This is a genomic window from Paenibacillus hubeiensis (assembly GCF_032334105.1).
Lineage (GTDB): Bacteria > Bacillota > Bacilli > Paenibacillales > Paenibacillaceae > Paenibacillus > Paenibacillus hubeiensis.
On the sequence record NZ_JAVYAE020000007.1, the window covers coordinates 233,231 to 259,557 of the forward strand.

Consider the following 26,327-nt stretch of genomic DNA (forward strand, 5'->3'; position numbering starts at 1 on the left):
GAGTCGACGTCACACGGGGTTTGGTATAAAGCTTCCCCCGCGACAGTGCTTCAAGTAGTTCAGCGCGTGCACCTGCCCGGTCATCTCCAGCTCGCCCTTGTAAACCGGATCATGCCAGCCTTCAATATCGATGGTTCCCTCGTAACCGTGCTGGCGCAAAATCGTGATGATATCCGACCAGTTGGTATCCCCGAAGCCTGGTGTGCGGTGCCAGACGAATTCATGCGGTCCATGAACGCCATGTTCCTTCACGACATCCCAAGCAATGGTTGCATCCTTGCCGTGCACATGAAACACTTTATGGGCCCATTTGCGCAGTTGCGGAATCGGGTCGATCAGGCTGACCATTTGGTGGCAAGGCTCCCATTCCAGCCCGACATGCTCGTCGGGAACGGCATCGAACATCATTTCCCAAGCGGTTGGATTATGGGCGATATTCCAGTCCCCGCTCTGCCAGGTTCCGCCCATGTCGCAGTTTTCGAAGGCGATCCGCACGCCCCGGTCGGCAGCGCGTTTCGCCAATTCGCCGAAGACTTGCTTGAACTTGGGAATGGATTCGTCGATCGGACGTCCGGTCAGGCGGCCGGTGAAGCCGGAGACGATGGCTGCCCCGAACAGATGGGCATGGTCGATGGCCCGCTCCCAGCTCGCCAAGGTGTCGGCATTGTCTCCTTCTCCCGTAAGCGGATTGCCGAACACGCTGAGCGCCGAAATGACGACGTCATGTTCGTCGACCAGTTCGCGAACGCGTTTGGCCGTCTCGGTCAGGTCCACGGTTCCTGTCGTCTGCCAGAAGGTCAGGTTGAACGATTCGAAGCCGTGCGGCAAAATTTGCGGAATGACTCTTACGGCGTCCGCGCCGCCGACAAGCGTGCCTATGCGCAATGCTTTATTCATGGTTGAATTCACTCCAATATTGGCTTATAGTCTTCGTGACACACTCATTATAGCGGTGCATTTGCCGAATGGCTCTAAACGATCTTGTGCATTATTAGTCCGATTTTGTGGGGGAAAGGGGAACATCGGTGACTGAGTTGAAAGCGCTTCACGAAAAAACGCGGATGGATCACAAATCCCACCCGTTTCAGCTTTTCCAGAATCGATGCGCTGACAAGAAGGCAGGGGAATGCATCCTGTATTTGCATTGGCACGAGCATTTTGAATTCATCGTGATGCGCAGGGGGGAAGCGCAATTCCATATCGACAGCAGGCCGTACACGGCGCGGGCCGGAGAAGTTCTCGCTATTCCTGCAGGAACGCTGCATGTCGGCTACGCGATGAATGACGGCGACGTGGACTACGATTCGGTGGTCGTCAACGCCGCCTTGTTTCAGGACTTCATCCATGACCCGGTGCATATCGGATATGTCGCGCCATATCTGGAGGGAAGGCTGCGTTTTCCGGTCAAACCCGCCGAACAGGATGAAGAATGCGCGCGCATCTACAGTCTGATTCACGAAGCGATCGAAGAGATGACAGAACAGCCGCCCGCTTACCAGCTGATGGTCAAATCCAAGCTGTACGCGCTGTTCACGATGCTGGCTCGCATGTTTTTGCCGCAGCAGCTCCCGAGCAAAGGGGGCGGTTCTTATTTTCCGAACAGGGAACGTTTCAAGCAGCTGATCGAGAAGATCGAGGCCGATCCCGCAGAGAGAGTATCCGTGGCCGAAGCCGCCGGCCAGGTCGGCCTGAATACGTATCATTTTTGCAAAATGTTCAAAAAGCTGACCGGGCGAACGTTCGTTGAATACGTTAACGGGTGCCGCATGATGCTCGCGGAGCGGCTTCTGAAAGAGAGCAGTCTGACGGTCACGGAGATCGCCGCACAGGTCGGCTGCGACAATGCCAATTATTTTACGAAGCTATATAAGAAATACAAAGGTGTGCCGCCATCGCGGGGACGTCAGGCAGCGGAGAATGGAAGCTGACTCTGGCCGTCCGTTTGCCATCTGCCGGCTCCTCTAACGAACCGTAGACACCTTATTCTGCCCGAATCGCCACGCTTCAAAATGTAACGAACTTCAGCCACGCTATTTGGAGCAAAATGCCACAAACCGCGCTTTCCAACCACAGATAACGTGCCTCAGGTTCGTTACCATTTCAAATGCTCCAATACATGCCCTATAACGTGTCTCATGTTTGTTAGGGCTAGTGCCGAACCATAACATAAAACATCCCCCGACATGGAGGTGGGGGAATGTTTTGGCTGCGGATGCTATCATTTCAGAAATCGCGAAAACAGGCGATTGGCCTTCTTCGACAAGTCCTCCAATTTGATATTGGCCTGATCCAGTTGGTTGTAGGCCCATTTAATCGTCTGCAGCATGCGCGGGGAGATCGGGGTGCCCTCAATGCGTGGATACACGTTGTAATAGGCCCAGACGAGATGCTCCCAGCGGTTGTCATTGCCGTCCTGGATATATTCCGAGACATCGAGCACCTTGGCTCGTCCGTTTTGGAGCAGTACGTTTTTCAAATGGATGTCGCGGGGGTTTAGCCCCCGTTCTCGGACCGCTGCACGTGCGGCGTCCACGTCGAGCATGACCTGCTCGGGTACAGGGATGCCTTGCTCCAGGCACTCCAGCAGCGTTGGTCCGGCTTCATGGCTGATTACGATCATGTTGGGGCCGCTGCCGTAATAGATAGGAAAATAGGGCAGGCCGCGAAGCCGCTCATAGACTTTTTTTTCATGATCGAGCTTGTCCAGAGCATGATCCGAGTACACTTTGAAGGCGTATTGCGGCAACCCGTCATAGGCAAATACGGCTGCATCCGTGCCTGTGCCGATGCAACGGACGCCTTGGGCGCGCCCGATAATGTCGACGAGTTCGTTCCGGTCGCTTCCGATGACCCGGATCTGCTGCAACGCTTTTTCTGCCTGGAACCAATCGGGTTGATTCATGGGTGGTGCCTCCTTTGGGATATTGCCTGCAATCTATCTCATGCGGTTCACTGCGCAATTTCAGTGGTGATGAACGTATATTAACGATACGAATGAAATCCGAAACGGTTCCGATTCGAACCGGGGACGCTTTAGACGGATGACCAGCTAGCTTGCGGCGTTTTTGCCTGGTCCCTTATACTTGGTGCAGCAGCAGTTTTACATAAACTGCAATCACAAATCACACTTCAGAGATTGGTTCTGCCTCTCCGTTAACGTGTGAATGTTTTTTTGACGTTTATAGATGTTGTCCCGATCCATAAGCATCGAATGCACAAAAGTATAATCGAAGAAAGGTAGAATAAATCATGGCACAATATCCGCAGTGGTCTTATTCGCAGTCGCGGGCCAATATGTTCGATGAGTGCCTGCGCAAATATTATTATCATTATTATGGTGCCCACAATGGCTGGAAGACCGATCAAGCCGATGATATGACGGTCCGCCTTTATCGTTTGAAACAGCTCAGCAATCTGTATCTCGTCTTTGGTGACCTGGTGCACCGGATGTGCGAATCGGCCGTGCGCAGCAGGGATGAAGGACGAGAAAGGCCGCGCGTGCCTTTTCTGGAACAGACGATGCGCAAGCTGCTGAATGAGGCGTACGTACAGTCGTTGGACGCGGAGCAGTGGAGGCAGGATCCCAAAAACCGGGTTATGCTGTCCGAAATGTACTACGGGGACGACACGCTGCAGGAGCGGATCGGAACGATCAAAGACCGCATAACCGCCTGTGTGAACAGTCTGTACGATACGTTGACCTGGGAAGACCTGGCGCGCGCAAGCACGCAAATTCTGGAGATCGAGAAATGGGATACGATGATGCTGCACGATACGCGGGTGTACGTCAAGATGGACTTGTTGTATCGGAGAGGCAACGGCAACATCGTGATCGTGGATTGGAAAACGGGCAAGGAAGAAGATTTCTCGGACCAGCTCCTGCTGTATGCCGCATATGTAAGAGAGCACTATCGGGTGCCGCTGGAGCAGATCGAGCTGCGGGTGGAGTATCTGCTGAACGGAACGCACAAGCAATATGCAGCTACGCAAGAGGATTTGGCGAGGGCGGAGGAAAAAGTCGGACGGTATATCGAGGAGATGAAGTCCTGCGTGGCGGACGAGTATTACAACAGGCCCAAAGACATTTCGTTCTTCACCCCGATGCCTTCGCGCCGGGCTTGCCGGGATTGCAATTTCCGCGAGGTATGCAGCGAACGCGTGATGTGAATTCAAACGGCCATTCCACATACCATGATGCATGCGAAAGAAACCGAAGCGCCAGCCCGGACCACCCACGGTCCGGACTGGCGCTTCATGCGTTCCACAGCCGGCAGCGAACTGCCATGTGGAACGGCAAGCGGCAAGATTACTGGACGTCGGCGCCGTCTTGCAGCGCCTGTCCGGGCGGTACATAGGCGTGCCCGAGATCGCGGGCAACCGCCTCGTACGTGATATGTCCATTCAGCGCGTTCACCGCGCTGCGAATGGACGAACTGCCGCGAATCGCGGCGGCTGCACCCTGGTTTGCCAGCTGCAGCGCATAGGGCATGGTGGCGTTGGTCAGCGCCACCGTGGAAGTACGCGGAACGGCGCCAGGCATGTTCGCCACCGCGTAATGCACGACGCCATGTTTCACATAGGTCGGATGGTCGTGAGTGGTGATGTGGTCGATCGTCTCGACGATCCCGCCCTGATCAATCGCCACGTCCACGATCACCGAACCGGGTGCCATGGCGGTGACCATCTGCTCGGTGACCAGCTTGGGCGCTTTGGCGCCCGGAATCAGCACCGCGCAGATGAGCAGGTCGGCTCCGGCCACGGCGGCCGCAATGTTGGACGGACTGGATACCAGCGTCTGAATCTGGTTGCCAAAAATATCGTCCAGCTGGCGCAGCCGATTCAGATTCAGATCGAGGATGGCGACGTCCGCTCCCAGCCCGATGGCGATTTTGGCCGCATTGGTGCCCACCGTGCCTCCGCCGATGATCGTAACCTTGCCGCGGCTCACGCCGGGCACGCCGGAGAGCAAAATGCCTTTGCCGCCTTTGGGCTTCTCCAGCAGTTGGGCACCGATCTGGGCTGCCATGCGCCCGGCGACCTCGCTCATCGGCGTGAGCAGCGGGAGCGATCCGTTGACTTCAAGCGTCTCGTAGGCCAAGGCCGTCACTCGGCTCTGCACCAGCGCAGCGGCCAGTTCGGGCTCTGCAGCCAAGTGCAGGTAGGTGAAGAGAATCAGTCCGGGACGGAAGTATTCGTACTCGCTGGCCAGCGGCTCCTTCACCTTAAGAATCATGTCGGCTTCCGCCCATACCGTCTTGGCCTGTGCCGTCACGACCGCGCCTGCGGCCTGATACTCGCCGTCGGTAAAGCCGCTGCCGAGTCCCGCACCTTGTTCAATGACCACCTGATGGCCGGCCCGGACGAAATCAGCGGCCCCGGCAGGGGTAATGGCAACGCGGTTTTCATTGTTTTTGATTTCTTTGGGAATTCCGATTCTCATAGCCATGCACCTCGTCCATGATAAGGTTGTTCGCTTACACGTTTAAGTGTATGAATAGAATGGCCGTTTGTCACCTTGCTTTATGTCTAATGTTTAGCAGGCAGGATTCAACATTTGCCGAAAACATCGTTGAGGATACTTGTCCTCAGTGAATAAATGTGAAAAAATGACATTACAGAGGTAATTGCCATGGAACGATGATCGAAAGGCCTGATCCGCATCGAAGACATTCTTTTGCACGTAGATACTCTTTTTTGGCAAAAAAATGAAACATCATGTGTTCAAAAACCGTATGGGTCTATATAATAATCGCTATGAGTTGAACCAATGCTTTTTTCCCGGGCACAACGCGTACAATCGGGCGGAGAAGCCGAAACAGAATCGATGTAAACCTGGATGGAAGGTTGCGAATGGAGGCTGCATGCATTCCTTTGACATGGGATGGAGAGGATGGATCGGTCCAACATGTTTGCCTTTCAAACCGTCTGTTAGGTGAAGGCACATGCATGGACCGTACGGAAATCGCGTAATGGTTTAATAATTTCTGCTGACTCGGCGAATCTGGTCAAAATCCGGTTTCGGTATGGCGGAGCGGAATTGCGGACGGCGGCCCCGGAATAGTTTCGGCTGATTTGCGAAAGGGGCCAGCGTTAACGAATCGGGGGCAACCAAACGGTATGGGGCAGCTTCGCGCTCGGCAGGGACGGGGTGTTTCATTGATTCGGATGCTGCGGTATGTTGGCGAAGCCATTCATGAAGGGAATCACTGCTGATTCCGAGTTGTCCGCTCAGATTACAGATGTCGAGTTGTTTTCTCACATAAATCCGCCTTTCTGGAATATCGGGCTAATGGGCTTGAAAGGAAGCGTGATCATATGGCTGCGGCTCAATAGTTTCAACTCCGTGCAGCATGCAGCGACGAATGAGGGAGTTGGTCTCGACTGGTACAGACACGAACTTCGGCTATAAGCGTTCGGTCTCCCGGAACCTTCGATCGGCGTTTATTTACATGAAAGAACGGAAACGGCTGGTGAAAAAGCGCTTTCCCGTTGATGTCTGATGTTATTTTCTATAAATTGGCTTTTATCGAAATTTTATCATTTGCAGTGTCGTTGTGCGTCTCAATATAGTCTCAATTTTAGATGAAATGATTGTAAAAGTATCAGGACTCAGTACGGAGGCTACGGATGGAAAACAGTAACGAGAGACGGTTTGACAGCCACTTTGATCATGACAAACGTTTTGTTGGACGAGCGAAGGAATTGAAGTTGTTGAATCGCTGGTTTGGCGATCCGGGAGCACCCCTTACCATTTTTTCGGTGACGGGTATGGGGGGGATCGGGAAATCCTCGCTGCTGTCGGAAATGCTGGAGATATCCCGTGACCGGGGAGCAACGGCCATCTGGATGGACGGCAGGTCCTGCGGTCCGACGCCTTCGATCTTTTTGGAATACCTCTCTTCAACGATCGGACTGGAGATGATGGGGAGCGAAAGCGAGTTCGGTCCGCTGCATGTTCTGACTCAAGCCTCGGCTCGGAATAGGCTGGTGATTGCCGTGGACAATTATGAAGAGCTGGCTTTGCTGGAGCATTGGTTCATGGAAGTGTTTGTCTCCAAGCTGCCGACCAGCGGCGTGTTGATCGTGCTCGCTTCGCGCCCAGAGCCTGTGCTGACATGGAAATCGCACCCCCGCTTGCAGCAGCTTTTTGTGCGGATGCCCTTGCAGCATTTTACGGATGAGGAAATTACGGCATATATTGCAGGGGCCGGATTGCCGAACCGAAGCGTTGAAGGCAAGATAGCGCGCATGACGGACGGCCATCCGCTGGGGCTTGCCTTGGCGGTTGAGGCAGCGGACCAAAGCCGGGATGTGCCGTTATCCGAGTGGACGGAAATGTCGCACGCGATCAGCGCCAGGCTGCTGCTGGAGCTGACGTCGCCGCGGCTGCACCCGATGATCGAGGTGCTGACGCTTCTGGAAACCGCAAATCAGGAAGTGTTGTCCGCCGTGCTGCAATCCGAGGTGACTACCGAGGAATATCACGCCCTGCGGCGCATGTCTTTTATTCGTTCCGGCCCGAACGGTTTGGCTTTGCATGACATGGCAAGAATTCATCTGCTTCGGGACTTCAGGCAGCGTGAACCCCGGCGCCTGCAGCAGATGCGTGTACGGATCGCCAATCTGTTAAGGCCGCTGCATGAAAAGGCGAGATCGCATGATCAGCGGCAAATCGCAAGAAAGATGCTGCTGTTATGCCAGGAATCGATGCTGCAGCATCGCCAATACGCAGACGTGTCGGCGGATGCCTTGTTTACGCCGATGGAAGTGATGCGGACCGAGGATTTGCCTGCGCTTCAACGTTTGATGCAGCATTGGACCGAGTATAGCGTGGAGCCTTGGCAGGCGCCTCCTTACGGACCGTTTTTGGACGAGTTGGCCGAACGTTATCCGGAAGGAATTGTGCTCATGCGAGACAGGTCGGGTGACCCGATCTCCATGTTTATTACCGTGCTTGTGCATCGGGAGAGCAGCAAGCTGCTGATGAAATATTTTCCTGCCGAGATGCAGGAGTGCTTCACCCCCGAAGAGCTGGATTGCGACCCGGACCAGACGGATACGCATTATGCCGTTATGGTCACGGCAAAAAACGATGTAAGGGGATACACGCGGGAAGAACTCGTCGGATATATGTGCCTGGACCGGCTGTCCCTGCTTGGCGATGGGACCAGGGTTATGCTGGTGGCGACCAATCCGTATCTTAAACTGTTTTTGCAGAGCATCGGCTTTCAAATGAGAAAAACCCGAAGCCGCGTTTGTGATTTGTATGACCAGCCTGCGGATGTCATGTACCTGGATTTTCGCAATGGCCGATTCGGAGATTGGGTGATGTCACTGCTGAATCCGGAAACGGAGAACGGGAAGTTTCATCAGGACGCTGCGGGCGAGAAACGACAGGCCTGGTCCGAGGCGGATATGCGTAAAATGTTGTCCAACTTGCATTCCCCGGCAGATTTGCAGGAATATGCTGCGCAAATGAAAGACATGAAGGATGGCGTGCAGCTGCAATTGCATATTCTGGACATGCTGGAGGGACGAAAGCCGGGGATTAGCGCTCAGGACCAACGGTTGCTGCATGCCCACTATTGGACGCATGCCGGCAATCCGACTGCCGCGGCTGAGGCTTGCTCCATGAGCAGGGCCACCTTTTATCGCCACTTGCGCAATGCGTTGATCCGATTGGCGCGAATGATATAGAAGACAATCTGAAGAGGCCGGTCACAGACCGAGCCTCTTCATGCGGTTATAGAGCGTTGCCCTGGAAATGCCGAGCCGCTTCGCCAGCATACGTTTGTTGCCTCCAACCGTTTCCAGGCATTGGAGCAGAAGATCCGATTCGTATGCATCCATCTGCTTTTTATAAGCCAGGGGGGAGACTTCGAAGAGCAGACCTTCGTTTCCGGCTTGGTTTGTATCGGGCACGTCCCCGGCCCCGGCCGAGTGGAGAGAGGACCGTGCTGGCATGGATCGAAGCGGCATGCTCCCTTCCGTTGTGGATGGTTTCGGATCCATGGAAGCGGTGAGGGATTCCGGCAAATATTCAGGCCTGACCTCCCCGTCCGTCGTCAGGATGGCAATGCGTTCGATCACGTTTCGGAGTTCCCTGACGTTTCCGGGCCAGTCATAGCTGAAGAGCATCTTGAACACTTCCGAAGGGAGCGATTCGATATGGCGGTTGTATAGCAGGGAAAACTCTTGAAGGAATGTCCGCGTCAATTCGTATATGTCTTCCTTGCGCATGCGCAGCGGAGGGATGACGAGATTGATGACATTCAGACGATAGTAGAGATCTTCCCGAAACTGGTTGTTCGCAATCATGCCTAACAGGTTTTGATTGGTAGCGGCGATAATCCGGGAATTGGCCTGCTTCATGCGCGTTCCGCCAACGGGAAAGTAACTTTTCTCTTGCAGCACGCGCAGCAGCTTTACCTGAAGCTCCAAGGGCATTTCGCCGATTTCGTCCAAAAAGAGCGTGCCTCCGTCGGCAAGTTCAATTTTCCCCTTTTTACCTTTGGGGTCAGCACCGGAAAATGCCCCTTTCTCGTATCCAAACAACTCGCTCTCAAATAAGGAAGCGGGTATGGCACCGCAGTTAATGGCAATAAAAGGTGCAGTCTGCGGTTCGCGCAGGTCATGAATGGCTTTGGCGAACAACTCCTTGCCTGTTCCGCTCTCTCCGAGAATAAGCACGGTAGCCGAGGTTGTACTGATTTTGCGAATCGTTTCCAGACACTGCTTCAGTCCCGGACTGCTGCCCTTGATTCCCGCAAACGGATCGGAATCGGGGCGCAGACGGGCGACCGTCTTCTCCAAATGCCGGACTTTGGATGACATATGTAACAATTCCTGGTGCAGGCGAATTTCGGTGGTGATGTCTACTTCGGCCGCAACCGCGCCCACGATGCATCCATCGAGCACCACTGGACGCGCGTTGATGAGGGCAAACAGATCGGGCCGGGGCTGATGCTGTTTGCGGTAGACCGTTTCGCCGGTATACAACGTTTTGAGCGATTGAAGCCGCTCAGGCGGGAAGAAGTCTGCAGCCGGCTGCCCGACGATGTCTTCTTTGCGGATGGAAAAAACGTGCTCGGCACCGGACGTCCAATAGGCCACCTTCGCTTCTTCATCGATCAGGGTCAGCGCTGAACCTGCGGTTTCCAACGTGGTTTCCAAATAAGCCTCCAGGAGGCGATGAGCCTGCAGCATGTGCTGCAAAACATCCGCTGCGGCAATATATCCCTGCGGCGGGCCTTCGTCTTGAATCAACAAGTAAGGACTCTCATTGAAACAGGCAATAACCTCGGCCCAATTTGCAGAAGAAGGGATTGCAGGCAGGGGAAGGGAAGGATCCCGATCCCACTTTCTCAGGTCTGTCCGCAAAAGGGACATGAGGTCAGGAAGCAAATGTTTCATCGGTTTCACCTCAGTCGAAGCATCACGATTAGACACGTTACTGTTGCACTGGCCAAATTGCAATGCGCATGATGGTTGAGAAATAATCGTTGCACATATTATATCGCTTAAACCAACTGGTGTATATATTTTTTGACATGGAGCGTAGGGGTTAAAGGAAGACACTCACGAGTGGATTGGAATGGCAAACGGTTTCATTGAGGTTCAAGTCAAGAAACATTACATTTTGGTGTGATTCGTATCATCGAATATAAGGTTGAGGTGTCCTGAATTTTGGACATTTCCATGCTGGGATGCTTATTTTTTTTGACATTGCGTCAAGCTGGCGTTGCGTGCGGTCCCAATCGAAAAAAACCATGCGGCCCCCAAAAGTGGACCACATGGTTTTTCTTTCAAAGTCTTCGTCTATCTGAACATGTTTTTAACGACCATCCAGAGATTTGCCGGTTTCTCGGCCAGACGCCGCGTGTAATACGGATACCACATGGTTCCGTAGGGAACGTAGCAGCGAACGCGATACCCTTCCCGAGCGAGCCGCTCCTGTTCGTTCATGCGCAGTCCGTATAACATTTGAAACTCGAATGCATCGGGAGAGATGGCGCGGTCTTTGGCGTACTGTTTGGTCCATGAAATAAGTTGATCATCGTGAGAGGCAACCGCCGTGTAGACGCCTTGGTCGAGATGCTGGCGAATCATGGATTTGAACTGTTCCATGACTTCGGAGGCGTTCTGATAAGCTACTGCGGCAGGCTCTTTGTATGCCCCCTTAACGAGGCGGAGCTTGATGCCTTCACGGATCATGTCCCGCGTATCCTGCTCGCTCCTGTGCAAATAGGCTTGCAGCACGGTCCCCGTGTTATCGAGCCCTTCTGCGTGAAGACGGCGAACGATGTCCAAGGTAGCCTGGGTAAACGGGCTGTCCTCCATATCGATCCGCACGAAAAGATCATGCAGCTTGGCCTCGGCGGCCACCGCACGGATATTCCGATATCCCTCTTCAGGATCAAGCGCAAGGCCCATCTGGGTTGGCTTCAAAGACACGTTGGAGTTGACGCGATAGCGCGTGATGCCCTCCACGAGCCGAATGTATTCGTCCCGGTACAAGGCTGCCTCGCTCAAACGGGTAATGCCCTCCCCCAGATGGTCCAATGTGGCCATAATGCCTTTGTTGTTCAGGATGCGAATTTCTTCGAGAGCTTCATCCAGCGTGCTGCCTGCGATAAATTTGCTTGCCAGCCTTTTGCCGTATTTGACGGACAGACGCTCGACAGTTTTATTGCCTGCGACGGTCAGCAATGTTTTGCGGTACATTTCCGTTCCCATACTCATGGGGGCTTCCTCCTTATGATCATACTGCTTATGCTTCTGATACGAAGCAAGAATCATGCCAAATGCTGCAATCTCAAAAATAATCCTTCCCCCGATTGGAGTTGGCACGGAACTTGCTACATATATTGGGTGATAAGCAAAACGCATGGCAATCCAGGATATATAAGCCGCAAATAATCAAAACACACGTTAACGGAGAGGCAGAACCAATCTGGGCCTGCGAACCCAACATTTGAAGGAGGAATCATTCATGAACATTCCTTTTGTTAACGAACCGTTCACGCCATTTAGCATCCCGGCCAATAAGGAAGCATTCGAACAAGCGCTGCGCAAGGTGGAATCCGAACTCGGAAAAGACTATCCCCTTATCATTGGCGGGCAAAAAATAACGAGTCCCCGTAGGTTGAACTCCGTGAACCCGGCCGCCAAGCATCAGGTCGTTGGCACCGTTTATCAGGCAGACCGGGAACTGGCGGAGCGGGCTGTCCAGACGGCTGCCGAGACGTTTAACCGCTGGAAGCATACCGATCCGAACGAACGCGCACGGTATTTATATAAGGCAGCGGCGATCATGCGCCGCCGCAAGCATGAGTTTTCCGCCTGGATGGTATATGAAGCGGGCAAAACATGGCCTGAAGCAGATGCGGACACGGCCGAGGCCATCGATTTCATGGAATTTTACGCCAGGGAAATGCAGCGCCTCAGCGAACCCCAGCCCTTAACCCGCATTGCAGGCGAAGACAATGAGCTGTCGTATATCCCGCTAGGCGTAGGCGTCGTCATTCCGCCGTGGAATTTCCCGCTCGCCATCATGGCTGGCATGACGTCGGCCGCGTTCGTTTCCGGCAATACCGTCGTTTTGAAACCGGCCAGCACTACGCCGGTAATTGCGGCCAAATTCATGGAACTGCTGGCTGAAGCGGGCGTGCCGGATGGCGTCGTGAATTATTTGCCGGGGCCGGGCAGCGAAGTGGGGGATTATTTGGTCGATCATGCGTTAACGCGTTTCATCAGCTTTACGGGCTCCAAAGATGTCGGTTTGCGAATCAATGAACGCGCAGCCCGCACGGCGCCGGGACAGAAATGGATCAAACGGGTGATTGCCGAAATGGGAGGCAAGGATTCCATCATCGTGGACGGCGAAAGCGATCTGGAGCTGGCTGCGGAATCCATTACCGCATCGGCGTTCGGGTTCTCCGGCCAGAAATGTTCCGCGTGTTCCCGTGCCATCGTTCATAAAGATGTATATGATGAAGTGCTGCGCAAAGTGATTGAGCGGACGAAGAAGCTTTCGATGGGCAGTCCGGTTGAAGCAGGAAGCCATGTGGGTCCGGTCATTGACGACAAGGCCTATGCCAAAATCAAGGAATATATCGAAGTGGGCAAACAAGAAGGACGATTGATGCTCGGCGGGGAAACAGGGGATGTCCAAGGTTATTTTATCGAGCCAACCATTTTTGCCGATGTTGATCCGCTCGCCCGAATTGCCCAGGAGGAAATTTTTGGACCCGTGCTCGCCTTTATTAAGGCAAACACATTTGAAGAGGCGCTGCAAATAGCGAACAATACCGATTATGGCCTGACAGGTGCGGTTATCTCGCGTAATCGTGAACATCTGGAGCTGGCGCGGCGCGAGTTTTTCGCAGGCAATCTGTATTTCAACCGGAAATGCACGGGCGCATTGGTAGGCACCCATCCGTTCGGGGGATTCAATATGTCAGGGACGGATTCAAAAGCAGGCGGCAGAGATTATTTGCTGCTTTTCACGCAAGCGAAGCTGGTGTCGGAAAAATATTAAAAGGAACTGCGATTCGAACTATATAGGTTGAACTAGACATTTACACGATAACGGAGAGGGCAGAAAGAATCTGGAGAAGCGAAGCGGTCTAAAAGCTTTCTGAAAGAAAGCTGCATCGGAAGCATAGGCTTATCACCGGATTTTCCCTTTGAAAAAAGGGGATCAAAAAAATCTGGGGATAACAGTGATCGGAAGATGGTTCTGACCACGTAGTGACTCCGTGTAAAAATCATCGGTTCAACTTGTATAGAGCCGACATTGCTTTTATGTTACCATTTCCAGAACATGCAGCCTGATCATGATGCCAAAGCTGCCGAGCGGTGCTAAGGGGGAAAACGTATGTTAGGTGTTAAGTTGTTACAGGAACAGCGTTTTCGGCTGGCCATTACGCCTGAGATGAAACGGTCCTTTCATTTGCTGACGTTGTCCAATCAGGATTTGGTCCGTTATTTGCTGGATGCAGCGGATGCGAATCCGCTCCTTGAAGTCGAAGGACACTCTGCGCCGCTGGCCCGACTTCCGCGGAGCATGGATCGCAGGAAGCACGATGGCTATGAACCGTTGCTTCAGGCGCGTGGGGCTGAACCCACGTTGGAGCATTTCCTGGCCGCCCAAGTGCGTTTGCTGGACCTCCCGCCCGCGCTAACGGCCACAGCGGAATACCTGGCTGGCTGCGTGAACGACGACGGTTATCTCTCGTTGGACCTGACGGAAGCAGCATCGGCGCTCGGCATATCCGTGGATGAGGCGGCTGAAGGGCTCGAGGTTCTTCAATCGCTGGACCCGGCAGGCGTGGGGGCCCGCAGTCTGCAAGAATGCTTGCTGCTTCAGATCAGGCGCGCCTCGATCGTTGATCGGCATGCCGAGCGGATGGTGGAAGCGGGTTTGTCAGAGCTGGTTCCTTTCCATCCGGGAAAAGCAGGGGCACGACTCGCGATGACTGCAAGCGAAGCCAAGTCCGCCTATGATTACATTACGCGGCTTGATCCCAAGCCTTGTCGTTCCATCGGCTGCACTGCACCTCCCCATTACGTTATTCCGGATGCTGTTGCGGAGCTGCGTGATGGCGAAGTCCGTTTGGAATTCCACTCGGCCGGAAACCTCCGCATGTCGATGAATGAAGCGTGTTCTCGCTGGGTCAGGCAAGGAGGTACGGGCGAGATTTGGGCGGAACGGGCCGCAGAGGCGCGGGCGATCATTCGCAGTGTGCAGCTTCGGCGCAAAACGTTGATGCGTGTTCTCGCTGCGGTGATGGAAGAGCAGGAGCTTTTTTTGCATCAAGGGCCGTCCGGTCTGAAGCCGCTCAACTTGGCGATGATTGCGGAGAAGATCGGCATGCATGAATCAACGGTGAGCCGTGCCGTTCAAGGGAAATATATCCGGACGCCGCATGGCATGTTTGAATGGAAGGCCTTTTTTGCCGCGGCCATCGGAACAGATGATGGGGATCGAACATCTGCTGCGGCGGCCAAATGGCGGTTAAAAGAATTGATTCGCATGGAGCAGGCCGATCGCCCGCACTCGGACAGCCGATTGGCGGAGCTGCTTGCCGGGGAAGGCATCGTCGTCTCGCGCAGAACGGTGGCGAAGTATAGGGAGGAGCTCCGGATTCTGCCTTCGCGTGAGCGCAAACGCCGATAATAGGCGCGCTCTTATCCCGTTTCCGAAACAAATAGCCCCTGCGAACCGGGTTGACGGCGCAGGGGCTGTTCTTTGTTTACATCGGATTGAATACATCCACGTCAGTAGAAACCTACTACATGTTGCGCAGGAAACGTTCTCCAGCGATTCCTGGCGTGGTCATTTGCTCCGGATGCAAAATCTCTTCGAGCTCTTCCGGCGTCAACAGTCCGCGCTCCAGGATGATTTCTTGCAGGGTTGCGCCTGTTTTCAGCGCTTCTTTCACGATTGAAGCCGCCACGTCATAACCGAGATGCGGATTGAGAGCAGTAATGACGCTGAAGCTTTGCTTCATAATTTGCGCACAGCGTTCGCGGTTCGCTTCCATCTCTTCCACGGCATATCGCGTGAATACGTCGATGCCGTTATTCATAATTTTCAGCGATTGCAGCAGGTTGAAGGCGATCACGGGACCCATAACGTTCAGCTCGAATTGTCCGGCTTCGCATGCCATGCAGATCGTGTGATCGTTTCCCATCACCTGGAATGCCACCTGGTTGATCACCTCGGCCATCACGGGATTGACTTTGCCCGGCATGATGGACGAGCCCGGCTGGCGTGGAGGCAGGCGAAGCTCGTTGAACCCGGCACGCGGACCGGAGGCCATCATGCGAATGTCGTTGCAGATTTTGGACAGGTTGACCGCACAGACTTTGAGGGCTGCGGACAGCTCCATGTAGGCATCCGTATTTTGAGTGGCGTCGACGAGATCGTCGGCCGTTTTCAGTTTCAGCCCGGTCGCTTCGGATAAATGCTCCGTCACTTTGGCGATATATTCAGGTTTGGCATTAAGCCCCGTTCCAACCGCGGTTGCGCCAAGGTTGATGGTTAACAAGCGTTGGTTCGCATATTCCAAGCGTTCCATGTCTCGCCCGAGCACTCGTGCATACGCGCCGAATTCTTGCCCCAGACGGATCGGAACCGCATCCTGCAGATGGGTACGTCCGACTTTGACGACATCATTGAACTCCTTCTCCTTCTTGAAGAAGGCATCCTGAAGGCGTTTCATCGTGGCAAGCAGCGTTTCGGACAGCTGATAGGCCGCGATGCGCAAGGCCGTCGGAATGACGTCGTTCGTGGATTGGGACATGTTCACGTGGTTGTTCGGGTTGCAGTGGAAATAGTCTCCTTTGCTCTGCAGCAGCAGCTCGAGTCCGCGGTTGGCCAAAATTTCGTTCATATTCATATTCATGGAAGTGCCTGCACCGCCCTGAATGGAGTCAACAATAAAATGATCCAGATGATGGCCTTTCATCATTTCTTCGGCAGCCATGACGATGACGTCGCCGATTTTGCGCGGCAGCATCTTGAGTTCCATATTCGTTACCGCAGCAGCCTTTTTGACGGCGGCCAGGGCGATGACCAGTTCCCTGTGCACCGCGACTCCGGTAATCGGGAAGTTCTCGACCGCCCGTACCGTCTGAATACCGTAATAGGCATAAGCAGGAATTTCTTTTTCACCGATAAAATCTTTTTCGGTTCTAGTGGACATTTTGTTCGCCTCCAGTGGCATCCAATAATTGGTGGACCTCGGCATTGCCGAAGCGCACTCAGTATATCATTTAAGCAAAAAGGTTGCCAATCTAAAACATTTTACGCATTTTGCCGATAAATAATTAAAATTATAAATAATCATTCGAGATGTGCGACATCAGCTTTGGACGGGCTCGGAGTGCCTTGAATGCCGCGGATGATAGCGCAATCATTATTTTGTTCGAAAAAGGCGTCGGGGAGGGTGATTTCAACGTTGTCAGTGATATATGTTACATGTTTTCTGGTTATTAACTGGTAATCTAGGAAAAAAGGACTAAGAGGTGCGAGGATGAAGTGGACTTTAGGCGCAAAAACGGTCGCAGGTTTAGTACTGATCTCGGTTATTACGTACGGAACTAGCGCTTTTTTTATATTCTTTCTGAAGGATTGGTTTGCATTTAATATTCCTGATTGGTTATATATATCGATCGTGCTGATCCTGGGGGTATGCTGGAACGGAATACTGGGTTGGGGCGCTTCCCGCTGGTTGACCCGTCCGATCAAACATTTGGCCACCGCTGCCAAACAAGTCTCTTCGGGCGATTTGACCGTCACGATCCCGAAGCGGCAGACACAGGATGAAATCACGATTCTGTACGATGCGTTCGGGGGCATGGTCAGCAATCTGAGGGATATCGTCAACGATATTGCGGAAAGCACCCGCACGACTTCGCAAAACGCCCAGTCGCTCAGCGAAGCGATCACCCAAGCGGCTGCCCAGATCGAGATGATGTCCGATGCCGTTGACCATATCGCCGTTGGCGTCGAGCAGCAGAAGGTAACTTCCCGTCAATCGCTCGCGATGGCCGATGAAATGCTGACGGATTTTCAGGACATGCACGGCCAATCCGTGAGCATGACCGATCTGTCGGGGCAGATGGAACGTTCGGTGGTTCAAACGAAAGAGACGTTTTCATCGTTGATGAACGGCATGGAGGAACTGACTGCTTCCCATGACCGTTCCAGAGAAATCATGCTGCTGCTTGAAAAGGAAGCGTCCGATATTGAAGTTATTACTCAATCCGTTAAGAACATTGCGGAAGAAACCGGGCTGCTTGCCCTTAATGCTTCCATCGAGGCTGCGCGCGCGGGCGAGGAAGGTTCAGGCTTTGCGGTCGTTGCCCAGCAAATTCGCAAGCTGGCAGATGAGAGCAAGCAGTCCGTACACCGGATCAACGAATTGATCAGCCGCGTGCAGCAGCGAATTCGGGATACCGCGCAGTTGATTCACGTCCAGCACGGGCTGGTCGTAAGCGAATCGCAGCGTACCGTGACGGTGGACGAGACGCTGCACGTACTTACGGGCGCGGTGGAAGTGTTCATGCAAGGGGCCAACAAGATCGGCTCCCAGATTGCGGAACAGACCTCCAGGGTAGAGCAAACCCATGGCCATGTGAAGCAAATCCAGGGGAAAGCAAGTTCATTCTCGGATGAAGCGAAACGAATCATGGATGCGGCACATGAAGAAACGGCGATCATGCAGGAGATTTCTTCATCGGCCGAAGAACTGAGACAATTGACCGATCGTTTGCTGGACAAAACGAAAGCATTCCGGATGCAGCCTTGAGCTGATCCGGGGTGCTTTTTTTCTTGATTCGTACCTGTTCAAAGAGACGTCTTTGACGGTGATTCCCCCTATTTTTAGCCAATATTTTGCTTGTCATGCTAAAACACGAACATTCTTTCGTGAAAATGAATATATGTAAAGTTTTTTTTATGAAACATTAACAAATTCGCAACGTGTGGGCTATAAATGACTATATAATAAGGTAGTATTCAATGAAAAATATGAAGGAGCCCAGCATATTGAAAACTTGGACAGGTATCCTGCTGATGATCGTTTTGGCGGTAGCCATAATTAGTGCAGTATCGACTGCTCACTCTACGAACGAACAGGCTGAGCAGCTTCCCATAGATAACCCATCAAGCCAGGCCGAAGCGGTCGCGGCATCCAATATAGATAATGACAGTGACAATGACGAAGAAGCTTTACTCCACTCCAATGAAATTCTCCAAGACACGGACAATGTTTCGATTGCACCCGAGAATGAAAACATTCGATTATACCCTATGCAGGTTGAAGGTTCTGGATATATCTATAACGGCATTACATTAGAAGTCAATGGAAAGGAACAGCATTTTCCGGCCTGGAAAGCAGAGGGAGGATCGTACAAACCGGAAGTCCATGAGCTGGATCTGAATGGAGACGGACGGAAAGAAATTTTGGTGCTGCTCACGGCAGGCCACGGGACAGGCGTTTATTTGGGAAAAGCTTATATTGTCGATCCGGATACGCTGACAGAAATGAACATGCAGCCATTGGAAGAGGTCGTGCAGCAGCATGTTGCTTCCCGAGTCAACATTACTCCGGGGAAAGTGGATATCAATGTTGATATCGACGGGAAATCTGCCGCGTCCACCCGTTTGGAGGAAGAAACGGAAGGCGTGGATTACAATCAAGAACTTGAATTTGGCAGTGTCGTGTACTACAGCATCGATCAAGATCGATTGACCGTATCCGCTTCGGGAGCATATTCCTTTGGCATGTACGGCGGGGAACTGCGTTTTCGTTATGAGTTCATGGACGGGCAGTGGAAGGCAACCGGACTGGATTTCAATTCAGACACGTATGAAGAGGAGTACACGCAATCGTTTGATTGATGTTTGCCAGGTGAATGACAAAGAAAACAGAAATAAGAGGCTGAAAAAAAAGAAGGACAACAGCCTCTATTTGTGCTGTCCAGAATTGCCGCAAGCGAGCGGCTTTATGAAGAAGAAACACCGCTGGCATCCCACATTCCCGGGACATCCCCAGGGCTGTGGAATGGCAGCGGTCAGAGCTTGAGAGCCGTGATTTTATCGAATGACGGTATCGAGCGGTTTAAGATGAGCTTCGATGGAGGCTCTCCGGTCCTCAAGGAATGGAGGCAGAGCCAACGATTCCCCGAGAAACTCGAACGATTCGTCGGTACCGAATCCGGGACCGTCCGTAGCGAGTTCGAACAGGATGCCGTTCGGTTCACGGAAATACAAGGAGCGGAAATAATGCCGGTCAACGAACCCGGAGTTGGAGAATTGGGATTGGCGCACCCGTTCCACCCATTGTTTCAGCTCTTCTTCATTGTCTACGCGGAAGGCAACGTGGTGCACGCTGCCGCGGCCGGGACGTTCGATCGGCAGGTCGCTGCGTTCCTCCACATGAACTTCGGAGCCGCTGCCGCCTTCCCCGGATTCAAACACAAGCACATCCGGTTGTCCTGCCACAAAAGCAGGGAAGGAACCTTTCAGACGGAAGCCCAGCAGATCGGTGAGCACGCCTGCCGTAAGTGAAGCGTCTTCCACGGTAAGTTGTACCGGCCCCAGGCCAACGATGCCGTATTCCGCAGGCACCGGGCTGCGATCCCATGGTTTGCCTCCGGCAACGCCCGTATTGTTTTCGTCCGAGACGAGGATCAAACGCTGGTTTTCGAAATCGGTGAAAGCAAGCGTCAATCGGCCGGCGCGCTCCGTGATGTTGCCGTGATTCACGTCGTATTCGTCAAAACGCTGCAACCAGTATTCCAGTGCCTTATCGTTTGGGACGCGGAGGGAGGTGGCCGAGATGCTGTTTACTCCTTCGCGGGTTTGCCCGGCCATCGGCATTTCGAAAAAGGTTAACTCCGTGCCGGGATTTCCGATTTCATCGCCGTAAAACAGGTGGTACATCGTTACATCGTCCTGATTGACGGTTTTTTTGATCAATCTCAGTCCAAGAACCTCGGTATAGAAGCGATAGTTGGCTGCTGCTTTTGCGGTTAATGCGGATACATGGTGCAGTCCTTTGATTTGCATGATGGAATCCTCCTTGGGATCGGTATTTTAACATTGGAGATTGAAAAAGATCTGATTTGTTTACATTCAAATTGTGTTTATATTATAGTAACTTACTTAAAGTTTGTTTGTTCTGAATTTATCTTAACATAAAGATAATTAAAGCGCAACACCCGATTGTACGAATGTCATAGACATATTGCATCAACGATGCCACAATGGTTGAATGTAAAAAAAGCCCATTATATAAACTGCAAAAAACCATACAGACGTTAACGGAAAGGCAGAACTGATCTGGCGTTATATAGGCCAATAGAAAGGGGCGTAATCATAATGGCTGATCCGAAGTGGCTTGATCCATTTGATGAGGCACCGTTCATCATGTTTTCCTGGCCACACTTGTGGGCAGTGTTCGGCATTGCTGCTGCGATCGGGTTGTTATATGTGTTGAAATCCAGATTGAGGGCATGGTCCGAAAAAAAAAGGAAGGTCCTCCGAATCTGCATGGCAGGCATGTTGTTGTCTATGGAAATCATGCTTCAGTCATGGTATGGCTATGGCGGGGTATGGAGCCCGCAAACGTCCCTTCCGCTTGAGCTGTGCAGTTTGACCTTGCTGCTGTCCGCCGTCCTGCTGCTGACACGAAGCAAATGGCTGCATTCCGCATTGTTGTACGCCGGGATCGCCGGAGCCATGATGGCGATCGTGACGCCCAACCTTGGTTATGCGTTCCCGCATTTTCGCTTTATTCAATTTTTCACTGCCCATGGCCTTATTATTCTTGCTTTGCTTTACATGACTTGGGTGGAGGAGATGCGTCCAGGCTGGAAGTCAGTCATAGGTTCGATCTGTTTTGTAAATCTGGCTGCCTTGGCCGTGTATATTGTTGATGTGATGCTTGGTGCCAATTACATGTTCCTGCGCCATAAGCCCGATACGGCTTCAATCCTGGATGTGTTCGGTCCTTATCCGCTGTATATCTTGTGGGAGGAAGGATTGGCCGCTGCCTTGTTTGCGCTCATGCATGTGCTGCTGTTTGCCATACCGGACAAGATCCATCGTATAAGAAACGCAAATCCGGCAGAAAAAAGGGGAGCCCGGCTTTCCGAAACACGTTAAAGAAAAATCCCGCCGTACGCCGGAAGGCGACTGCGACGGGATGAACGAAAGATGGGATAACGGCAAGAAGCCGCACACTAAAATGCCGGTATGCAATTGAAGCGATAGGAGGCTTACCCCCGGAGCAGCGACTCCGCCCCGTCCACGTATATGCGCGTGCCGGTGACATGGGACGCTTCATCGGAAGCCAGGAAAAGCACAACGTTGGCTACCTGCTCCGAGGTTCCGGGCTTGCCTTTCAGCGGATGCTCGTGGCCTTCCGGAAACTGGACGGGAATCTGCACTTCTTTCAGGTCATCCGAAGGATAGGTATTGTCATCAATGTTGGTGTCAATCGCGCCGGGACAGACGGCGTTCACGCGAATGCCATAACGCGCAAGCTCCAGGGCGGCCATTTTGGTGAAAGCCGTTTGCCCCGCCTTGCTGGAAGCATATGCCGAGAATCCGATGCCCGAAAATACGCGGTTGCCGTTGATCGAGCTCGTAATGATGATGCTGCCGCCACGCTCCTTCATGTGGGGGATGGCATATTTCACCGTGGCGAACGTACCGCGCATGTTGATGTCCATCGTCTGGTCCCAATCGTCCATCTCCATCGTTTCGATGGGGGCCATCGTGCCGTTAATGCCGGCATTGGCAAACACGACGTCGATGCGGCCCGCCATTCGGGCAGCTTGGTCGATCGCTTGGCGGACTTGGTCGGGCTTGGACACGTCGCACTCCAGCACATGGGCTATGCCGCCGATTTCTTCAATGCTCCTTTTTGTTTCCTCCGCGTTCTCCGGGGTCCTGTCCAGCATGAATACTTGAGCGCCTTGTTCCCCGAATTTGATGGCCGTGGCCTGGCCAATGCCCGAACCGCCTCCCGTGACGATCGCGACTTTATCCTTTAGACGTTCTGTCATCGTTCATTCTCCTCCCTGAAATGACGGTTTATCCCTATTTACCCGGCGAGAGAGGCATGAAGCAAAAAAATGAGCGTCAAAAGAAACATTAAAACGAACCATCACAAAACGATCATCACAAAACGATCCATCTCAAAAAGACAGCGTCCCGGGACGCTGCCTTGTTTGTAGCATAAGAGCCATCGGCCTTCGCCATGGCGTCTATTTATGTTTTTTCCAATCCAAGGAGCTGTTGTTCAGCAGGTACTCGAAGTCGTTCTCCAGCCGTTTCTGTTCCGCTTTGCGTACTGCTTCCGCTTCCTGGCGTTCCCGTTCTTTGCGTTCCGTTTCCGCCGCCTTGGCCTCATCGGCCTGTGCTTTGAGCTTTGCCAGCACGTCGCTGCTCAGAAGGTCTTTCAGCGTTGCCGGTTTATCTTGGGCTGCCTTTGGGGCAGGGGAGTGTTTTTTGGATTTGGCCATGGGAATCGATCTCCTTTCAAAAACATACATCAGTATGGCATGCAGACACCCTGTTGTAGGGTAGTCATTATAGTATATCAGGTTCGCAAAATCCGTTCCATGGAGCAGGCCAAAAAGCAGGAAAGTGGAAGCTTCAGAGCGAATGAAAAAGGGTATAAACTCATATATTATTACCGATACTTCGACTATTCCCTGGTGAAAGGAGTCGTTGGTCGTGGAAATGAACCGCAGTTTATTGAAAGGGCTTGCATGGGGGTGTGCCTTCAGCATCCCGCTGTGGATGGCGATTATCGGTTGGGTGCTTATGCTCAGCCATATGTTGTAGGATGCTGCAGAACCATTTCGAAGCACAGGAGAGCCAGCATTACGGGTTACGGGTTATGGATTTCATTACATGCACGAAAAAACGTAAAGCGAGGGTTTTGGTTTTGATAAATGTAAACGCTAACAACGAAAAAGGGACAAAACGATAAAGCTCTGCCTTCCGCACATCGGCGAAGGGCAGAGCTTTATACGTTCAATTAAGGCATTTTGACCGGTTCAGGATATTCGAGCCCATGGGTGTCGACGGTCACCTTTTTCATGACTTGATCCTGAAGGGGCTTGTCCTTCTTGCCTCGTTCTTGAGCAGCGATGGCATCCACGACCTCCATGCCTTCCGTTACTTTGCCGAACGTGGCATAAGCGTTGTCCAAATAGTCGGCATCTGATTCCATAATGAAAAACTGAGAGCCTGCCGAATCCAGATCATTCCCGCTTCGCGCCATGGAAATGACGCCGCGCGTGTGCTTCAGATTGTTTTTATGGCCGTTGGACGTAAATTCGCCTTTAATGGTATATCCCGGCCCCCCGGTACCATTTCCGTTCGGATCTCCGCCCTGAATCATAAAGCCCGGAATGACGCGATGGAAGATCGTTCCGTCGTAAAAGCCTTTGTTCGCCAGCGAGATGAAGTTGTTCACCGTATTCGGCGCGATGCCCGGGTACAGCTCGATGACGATTTTTTGTCCATCCTGCATCTCGATGGTTGCCACCGGGTTCGGGCCCTCCGGCTCGACCGGTTCGGGCGTTTCGGCTGCGCCGCTGGATGCGCGCCCGCAGCCGCTAATGATGATAAGCAACAACGCCAGCATCAGCGAAGTTGCCGTCGTTTTTTTCAATCGACCAAACATGAAGACGTTCCTCCCTGCAATGTGCATCGTCGGGGTTCTGACAGTAAGGCCTGTCGTCATCCACAAACTATCATACCTTTTTTGCCGCCGAAAAGGCAATCGATGGCATAGACGCAGACTATAAAGAATGGCCTTCATGGGAGGATGGGTGTAAAATAAGGGAAATGCTTCCTCAGGCAGGGACGTACGGGTCTGTACCGTTCGCTCCAGCATATGCGGCAGTCCCGGCGTCGGCAAAGGAAAGGACGTGCAGGGATATGAACTTCTCGTGGAAGCGCAATCTGGTTATTTTGTGGATAGGGGTGTTTTTTTGCAGCACGGCCTATTCCATCTCCATTCCGTTTCTGCCCTTGTTTCTAAGTCATGATCTGGGCGTTCGGAATCATCTGGAGTTCTGGTCAGGGCTTGCCTTTGGCATCACGTTTCTGGCCAGTGCGCTGGTGTCGCCCTTCTGGGGGTCACTCGCCGACAAGTACGGTCGCAAGCCGATGCTGATCCGGTCGGGATACAGCCTTGCGGTCTTGTATTTGATCAATTATTTCATTCAGGACCCGTATTCGCTGATCGTCGTTCGCACGTTTCAAGGGCTGCTGGCCGGTTTCGTCCCGGCAGCGATAGCTCTGGTAGGCACCAATACGCCAGAAGAAAAAACGGGGTATGCGCTCGGCATCATGTCGACCTCCGGAGCGACGGGCGGCATCATCGGGCCGCTCATCGGCGGTGTGGTCAGCCACTATTACGGCAATCGAAGCGCGTTTTTGTTTTCGGCGATCGTGGTCCTTATTTCGGCCCTGATTGCTACCTTTTGGGTCAAAGAACAGAATTTCAACCGGAACAAGGCGCGTTCCCATGTCATGGATGACATTCGCGAAGCGAGAGCCAATCGCGTGTTCATAACGGTGCTCGGCATGATGGGCATATGCACGTTCTCGGTCATGATTCTGGAACCGCTGCTGACCGTGTACGTCATGGAAATGGGCGTACAGCCGGACCGGGCTTCGCTCAGCTCAGGCATCATTTTCTCGGCCGTGGGAATTGCAACCGTGATCATGGCCCCGAAATGGGGGAAGATCGGTTCCCGCATCGGTTATGGCAAAGTGCTGATCATCGGACTTGTAGGGGGAGCCGTCGGGAATCTGCTGCAGTTTTTCACGACGGGTTACGTAGGGTTCGGCATATTGCGGTTCGTGTACGGTTTGTTCTTCGCAGCCGTATTCCCGGCGATCAATGCCATGATCGTACAGGTAACCGAGCCAGGGTTCCGCGGCAGAGCCTTCAGCCTGAACCAGTCTGCTTCCCAGATCGGGACGATGGCCGGGCCGCTCATCGGCGGCATGCTCGGCGGATGGCTGCCCATCCGCTGGATCTTCGTCATCAATGGAGCTGCGCTGCTGCTGACGGCGATTGCCGCCAGATGGTCCGGACTGGAGCGAAGGCTGCCTGGTGCCGACAAGTCTTCATCAGATAAGGTTTCAACGTAATTCGGCGAATCGGAAACGGTTTGTTTGAACGAATGAAAAAACTGACACAACCACTGGATGTGTCAGTTTTTTTGGGCGTTTATACGGCAAACGGTATTCTCCAATTACAGCGGGATTCCGATGCGTTACGAAGGCGAAGCTCCGCCTGCACCATTGATGAGATCCGTGCCATGGGGTGCATCCGGATCAGGTGCGGCGGGGTCTACCGGACTGTTCGGAAATAGTGTATCCGCGTCGGGAACGGATTCCAGGACAGGCTCTGCGGTGCGTGACTCAAGCTGCTCTTCATGCTGGTCGTTCAATCTCTGAACTCTGGAAACTTTGCGGGACGGATCATCTTCCATTTGGATGCGTTGTCCGGTACCTTCATCCAAAGCTTCCATTTCTCCGGATGGCATTTCAATTTCAGGGGGAAAGTCGCGATAACGTTGGTAACGGTCGTAGACACGGTCGCTTTCGTTATTCCCGGTCGGTTGATCTGGCATCTTCATCAACTCCTTGCGGCAAATTGGCGTTCTTGTTTTGTATTACCCTCAAGCGCAGGGATGCAATCCCGCCAAGTTATTATTTCCGGGGAAGCGTGAATGAAATACCGCGCTTGAATATCCAACGGCGGCCAGCCATAAAC

Annotated in this window: 21 protein-coding genes; 9 read left to right on the forward strand and 12 right to left on the reverse strand. The window is 52.9% G+C overall.

What is annotated here, in order from left to right; genetic code table 11:
• Nucleotides 1-9: 9 nt before the first annotated feature.
• Complete coding sequence (locus tag RSX24_RS19335; RefSeq protein WP_343261550.1) at nucleotides 10-897, reverse strand: sugar phosphate isomerase/epimerase family protein; 888 nt, start codon at nucleotides 895-897, stop codon at nucleotides 10-12.
• A gap of 128 nt (nucleotides 898-1,025) precedes the next feature.
• Here RSX24_RS19335 and RSX24_RS19340 point away from each other — a divergent pair, with 128 nt between their 5' ends.
• The gene (locus tag RSX24_RS19340) at nucleotides 1,026-1,928 is read left to right on the forward strand and encodes a helix-turn-helix transcriptional regulator (protein WP_236420145.1); all 903 of its coding nucleotides are present in this window, start codon (nucleotides 1,026-1,028) and stop codon (nucleotides 1,926-1,928) included.
• Nucleotides 1,929-2,218: 290 nt separating this feature from the next.
• On the opposite strand, the gene RSX24_RS19345 is transcribed toward RSX24_RS19340, so the two are convergent.
• Complete coding sequence (locus tag RSX24_RS19345; RefSeq protein ID WP_343261551.1) at nucleotides 2,219-2,902, reverse strand: protein kinase family protein; 684 nt, start codon at nucleotides 2,900-2,902, stop codon at nucleotides 2,219-2,221.
• Between the two features lie 347 nt (nucleotides 2,903-3,249).
• Here RSX24_RS19345 and RSX24_RS19350 point away from each other — a divergent pair, with 347 nt between their 5' ends.
• Nucleotides 3,250-4,167 carry a PD-(D/E)XK nuclease family protein gene (locus RSX24_RS19350; RefSeq protein WP_343261552.1) on the forward strand — a complete coding sequence of 306 codons (918 nt, stop codon included), beginning with the start codon at nucleotides 3,250-3,252 and terminating at the stop codon, nucleotides 4,165-4,167.
• Between the two features lie 139 nt (nucleotides 4,168-4,306).
• On the opposite strand, the gene ald is transcribed toward RSX24_RS19350, so the two are convergent.
• Complete coding sequence (gene ald, locus RSX24_RS19355; RefSeq protein WP_343261553.1) at nucleotides 4,307-5,440, reverse strand: alanine dehydrogenase; 1,134 nt, start codon at nucleotides 5,438-5,440, stop codon at nucleotides 4,307-4,309.
• Nucleotides 5,441-5,974: 534 nt separating this feature from the next.
• Nucleotides 5,975-6,259: a hypothetical protein gene (locus RSX24_RS19360; protein WP_343261554.1), complete on the reverse strand. Its 285-nt coding sequence runs from the start codon at nucleotides 6,257-6,259 to the stop codon at nucleotides 5,975-5,977.
• A gap of 368 nt (nucleotides 6,260-6,627) precedes the next feature.
• On the opposite strand from RSX24_RS19360, the gene RSX24_RS19365 reads away from it, so the two are divergent.
• Complete coding sequence (locus RSX24_RS19365) at nucleotides 6,628-8,697, forward strand: nSTAND1 domain-containing NTPase (protein ID WP_343261555.1); 2,070 nt, start codon at nucleotides 6,628-6,630, stop codon at nucleotides 8,695-8,697.
• A gap of 21 nt (nucleotides 8,698-8,718) precedes the next feature.
• Here the strand turns inward: RSX24_RS19365 and RSX24_RS19370 are convergent, their stop codons facing one another.
• Nucleotides 8,719-10,413, reverse strand: coding sequence for a sigma-54 interaction domain-containing protein (locus RSX24_RS19370; RefSeq protein WP_343261556.1), 1,695 nt, complete (start codon nucleotides 10,411-10,413; stop codon nucleotides 8,719-8,721).
• A 405-nt stretch (nucleotides 10,414-10,818) separates the two neighbouring features.
• Entirely contained in the window at nucleotides 10,819-11,742 is a 924-nt protein-coding gene (locus tag RSX24_RS19375) for a proline dehydrogenase family protein (RefSeq protein WP_236420138.1), read from the reverse strand.
• Nucleotides 11,743-11,992: 250 nt separating this feature from the next.
• Here RSX24_RS19375 and pruA point away from each other — a divergent pair, with 250 nt between their 5' ends.
• On the forward strand, nucleotides 11,993-13,540 hold the full coding sequence (pruA, locus tag RSX24_RS19380; protein WP_236420137.1) for an L-glutamate gamma-semialdehyde dehydrogenase: 1,548 nt from the start codon (nucleotides 11,993-11,995) through the stop codon (nucleotides 13,538-13,540).
• A gap of 339 nt (nucleotides 13,541-13,879) precedes the next feature.
• Nucleotides 13,880-15,181, forward strand: a complete 1,302-nt coding sequence (rpoN, locus tag RSX24_RS19385; protein WP_343261557.1) for an RNA polymerase factor sigma-54 — start codon at nucleotides 13,880-13,882, stop codon at nucleotides 15,179-15,181.
• A gap of 115 nt (nucleotides 15,182-15,296) precedes the next feature.
• On the opposite strand, the gene RSX24_RS19390 is transcribed toward rpoN, so the two are convergent.
• Complete coding sequence (locus tag RSX24_RS19390; protein ID WP_236420135.1) at nucleotides 15,297-16,712, reverse strand: aspartate ammonia-lyase; 1,416 nt, start codon at nucleotides 16,710-16,712, stop codon at nucleotides 15,297-15,299.
• A gap of 330 nt (nucleotides 16,713-17,042) precedes the next feature.
• Between RSX24_RS19390 and RSX24_RS19395 the strand changes: the two genes are divergently transcribed.
• Together RSX24_RS19395 and RSX24_RS19400 are read left to right on the forward strand one after the other, a co-directional pair.
• Nucleotides 17,043-18,320, forward strand: a complete 1,278-nt coding sequence (locus tag RSX24_RS19395; RefSeq protein WP_339276465.1) for a methyl-accepting chemotaxis protein — start codon at nucleotides 17,043-17,045, stop codon at nucleotides 18,318-18,320.
• A 239-nt stretch (nucleotides 18,321-18,559) separates the two neighbouring features.
• Nucleotides 18,560-19,414, forward strand: coding sequence for a hypothetical protein (locus RSX24_RS19400; protein ID WP_343261558.1), 855 nt, complete (start codon nucleotides 18,560-18,562; stop codon nucleotides 19,412-19,414).
• Between the two features lie 195 nt (nucleotides 19,415-19,609).
• Here the strand turns inward: RSX24_RS19400 and RSX24_RS19405 are convergent, their stop codons facing one another.
• A complete protein-coding gene (locus RSX24_RS19405) occupies nucleotides 19,610-20,584 on the reverse strand; it encodes a ring-cleaving dioxygenase (protein WP_343261559.1) in 975 nt (324 codons plus the stop codon).
• A 312-nt stretch (nucleotides 20,585-20,896) separates the two neighbouring features.
• Between RSX24_RS19405 and RSX24_RS19410 the strand changes: the two genes are divergently transcribed.
• Complete coding sequence (locus tag RSX24_RS19410) at nucleotides 20,897-21,682, forward strand: YwaF family protein (protein ID WP_236420131.1); 786 nt, start codon at nucleotides 20,897-20,899, stop codon at nucleotides 21,680-21,682.
• Nucleotides 21,683-21,795: 113 nt separating this feature from the next.
• Here RSX24_RS19410 and RSX24_RS19415 read toward each other — a convergent pair whose 3' ends face one another.
• From RSX24_RS19415 to RSX24_RS19425, 3 genes are all read right to left on the reverse strand, one after another.
• Entirely contained in the window at nucleotides 21,796-22,587 is a 792-nt protein-coding gene (locus RSX24_RS19415) for an SDR family oxidoreductase (RefSeq protein ID WP_339276468.1), read from the reverse strand.
• A 201-nt stretch (nucleotides 22,588-22,788) separates the two neighbouring features.
• Nucleotides 22,789-23,046 (reverse strand): YqkE family protein, encoded by a 258-nt coding sequence (locus RSX24_RS19420; RefSeq protein ID WP_236420129.1) that lies wholly within the window; start codon nucleotides 23,044-23,046, stop codon nucleotides 22,789-22,791.
• Between the two features lie 521 nt (nucleotides 23,047-23,567).
• Entirely contained in the window at nucleotides 23,568-24,218 is a 651-nt protein-coding gene (locus tag RSX24_RS19425; RefSeq protein ID WP_343261560.1) for a peptidylprolyl isomerase, read from the reverse strand.
• A 257-nt stretch (nucleotides 24,219-24,475) separates the two neighbouring features.
• Here RSX24_RS19425 and RSX24_RS19430 point away from each other — a divergent pair, with 257 nt between their 5' ends.
• The gene (locus RSX24_RS19430; RefSeq protein ID WP_236420127.1) at nucleotides 24,476-25,699 is read left to right on the forward strand and encodes an MFS transporter; all 1,224 of its coding nucleotides are present in this window, start codon (nucleotides 24,476-24,478) and stop codon (nucleotides 25,697-25,699) included.
• A gap of 125 nt (nucleotides 25,700-25,824) precedes the next feature.
• On the opposite strand, the gene RSX24_RS19435 is transcribed toward RSX24_RS19430, so the two are convergent.
• Nucleotides 25,825-26,184, reverse strand: coding sequence for a hypothetical protein (locus RSX24_RS19435; RefSeq protein ID WP_236420126.1), 360 nt, complete (start codon nucleotides 26,182-26,184; stop codon nucleotides 25,825-25,827).
• Nucleotides 26,185-26,327: the final 143 nt, after the last annotated feature.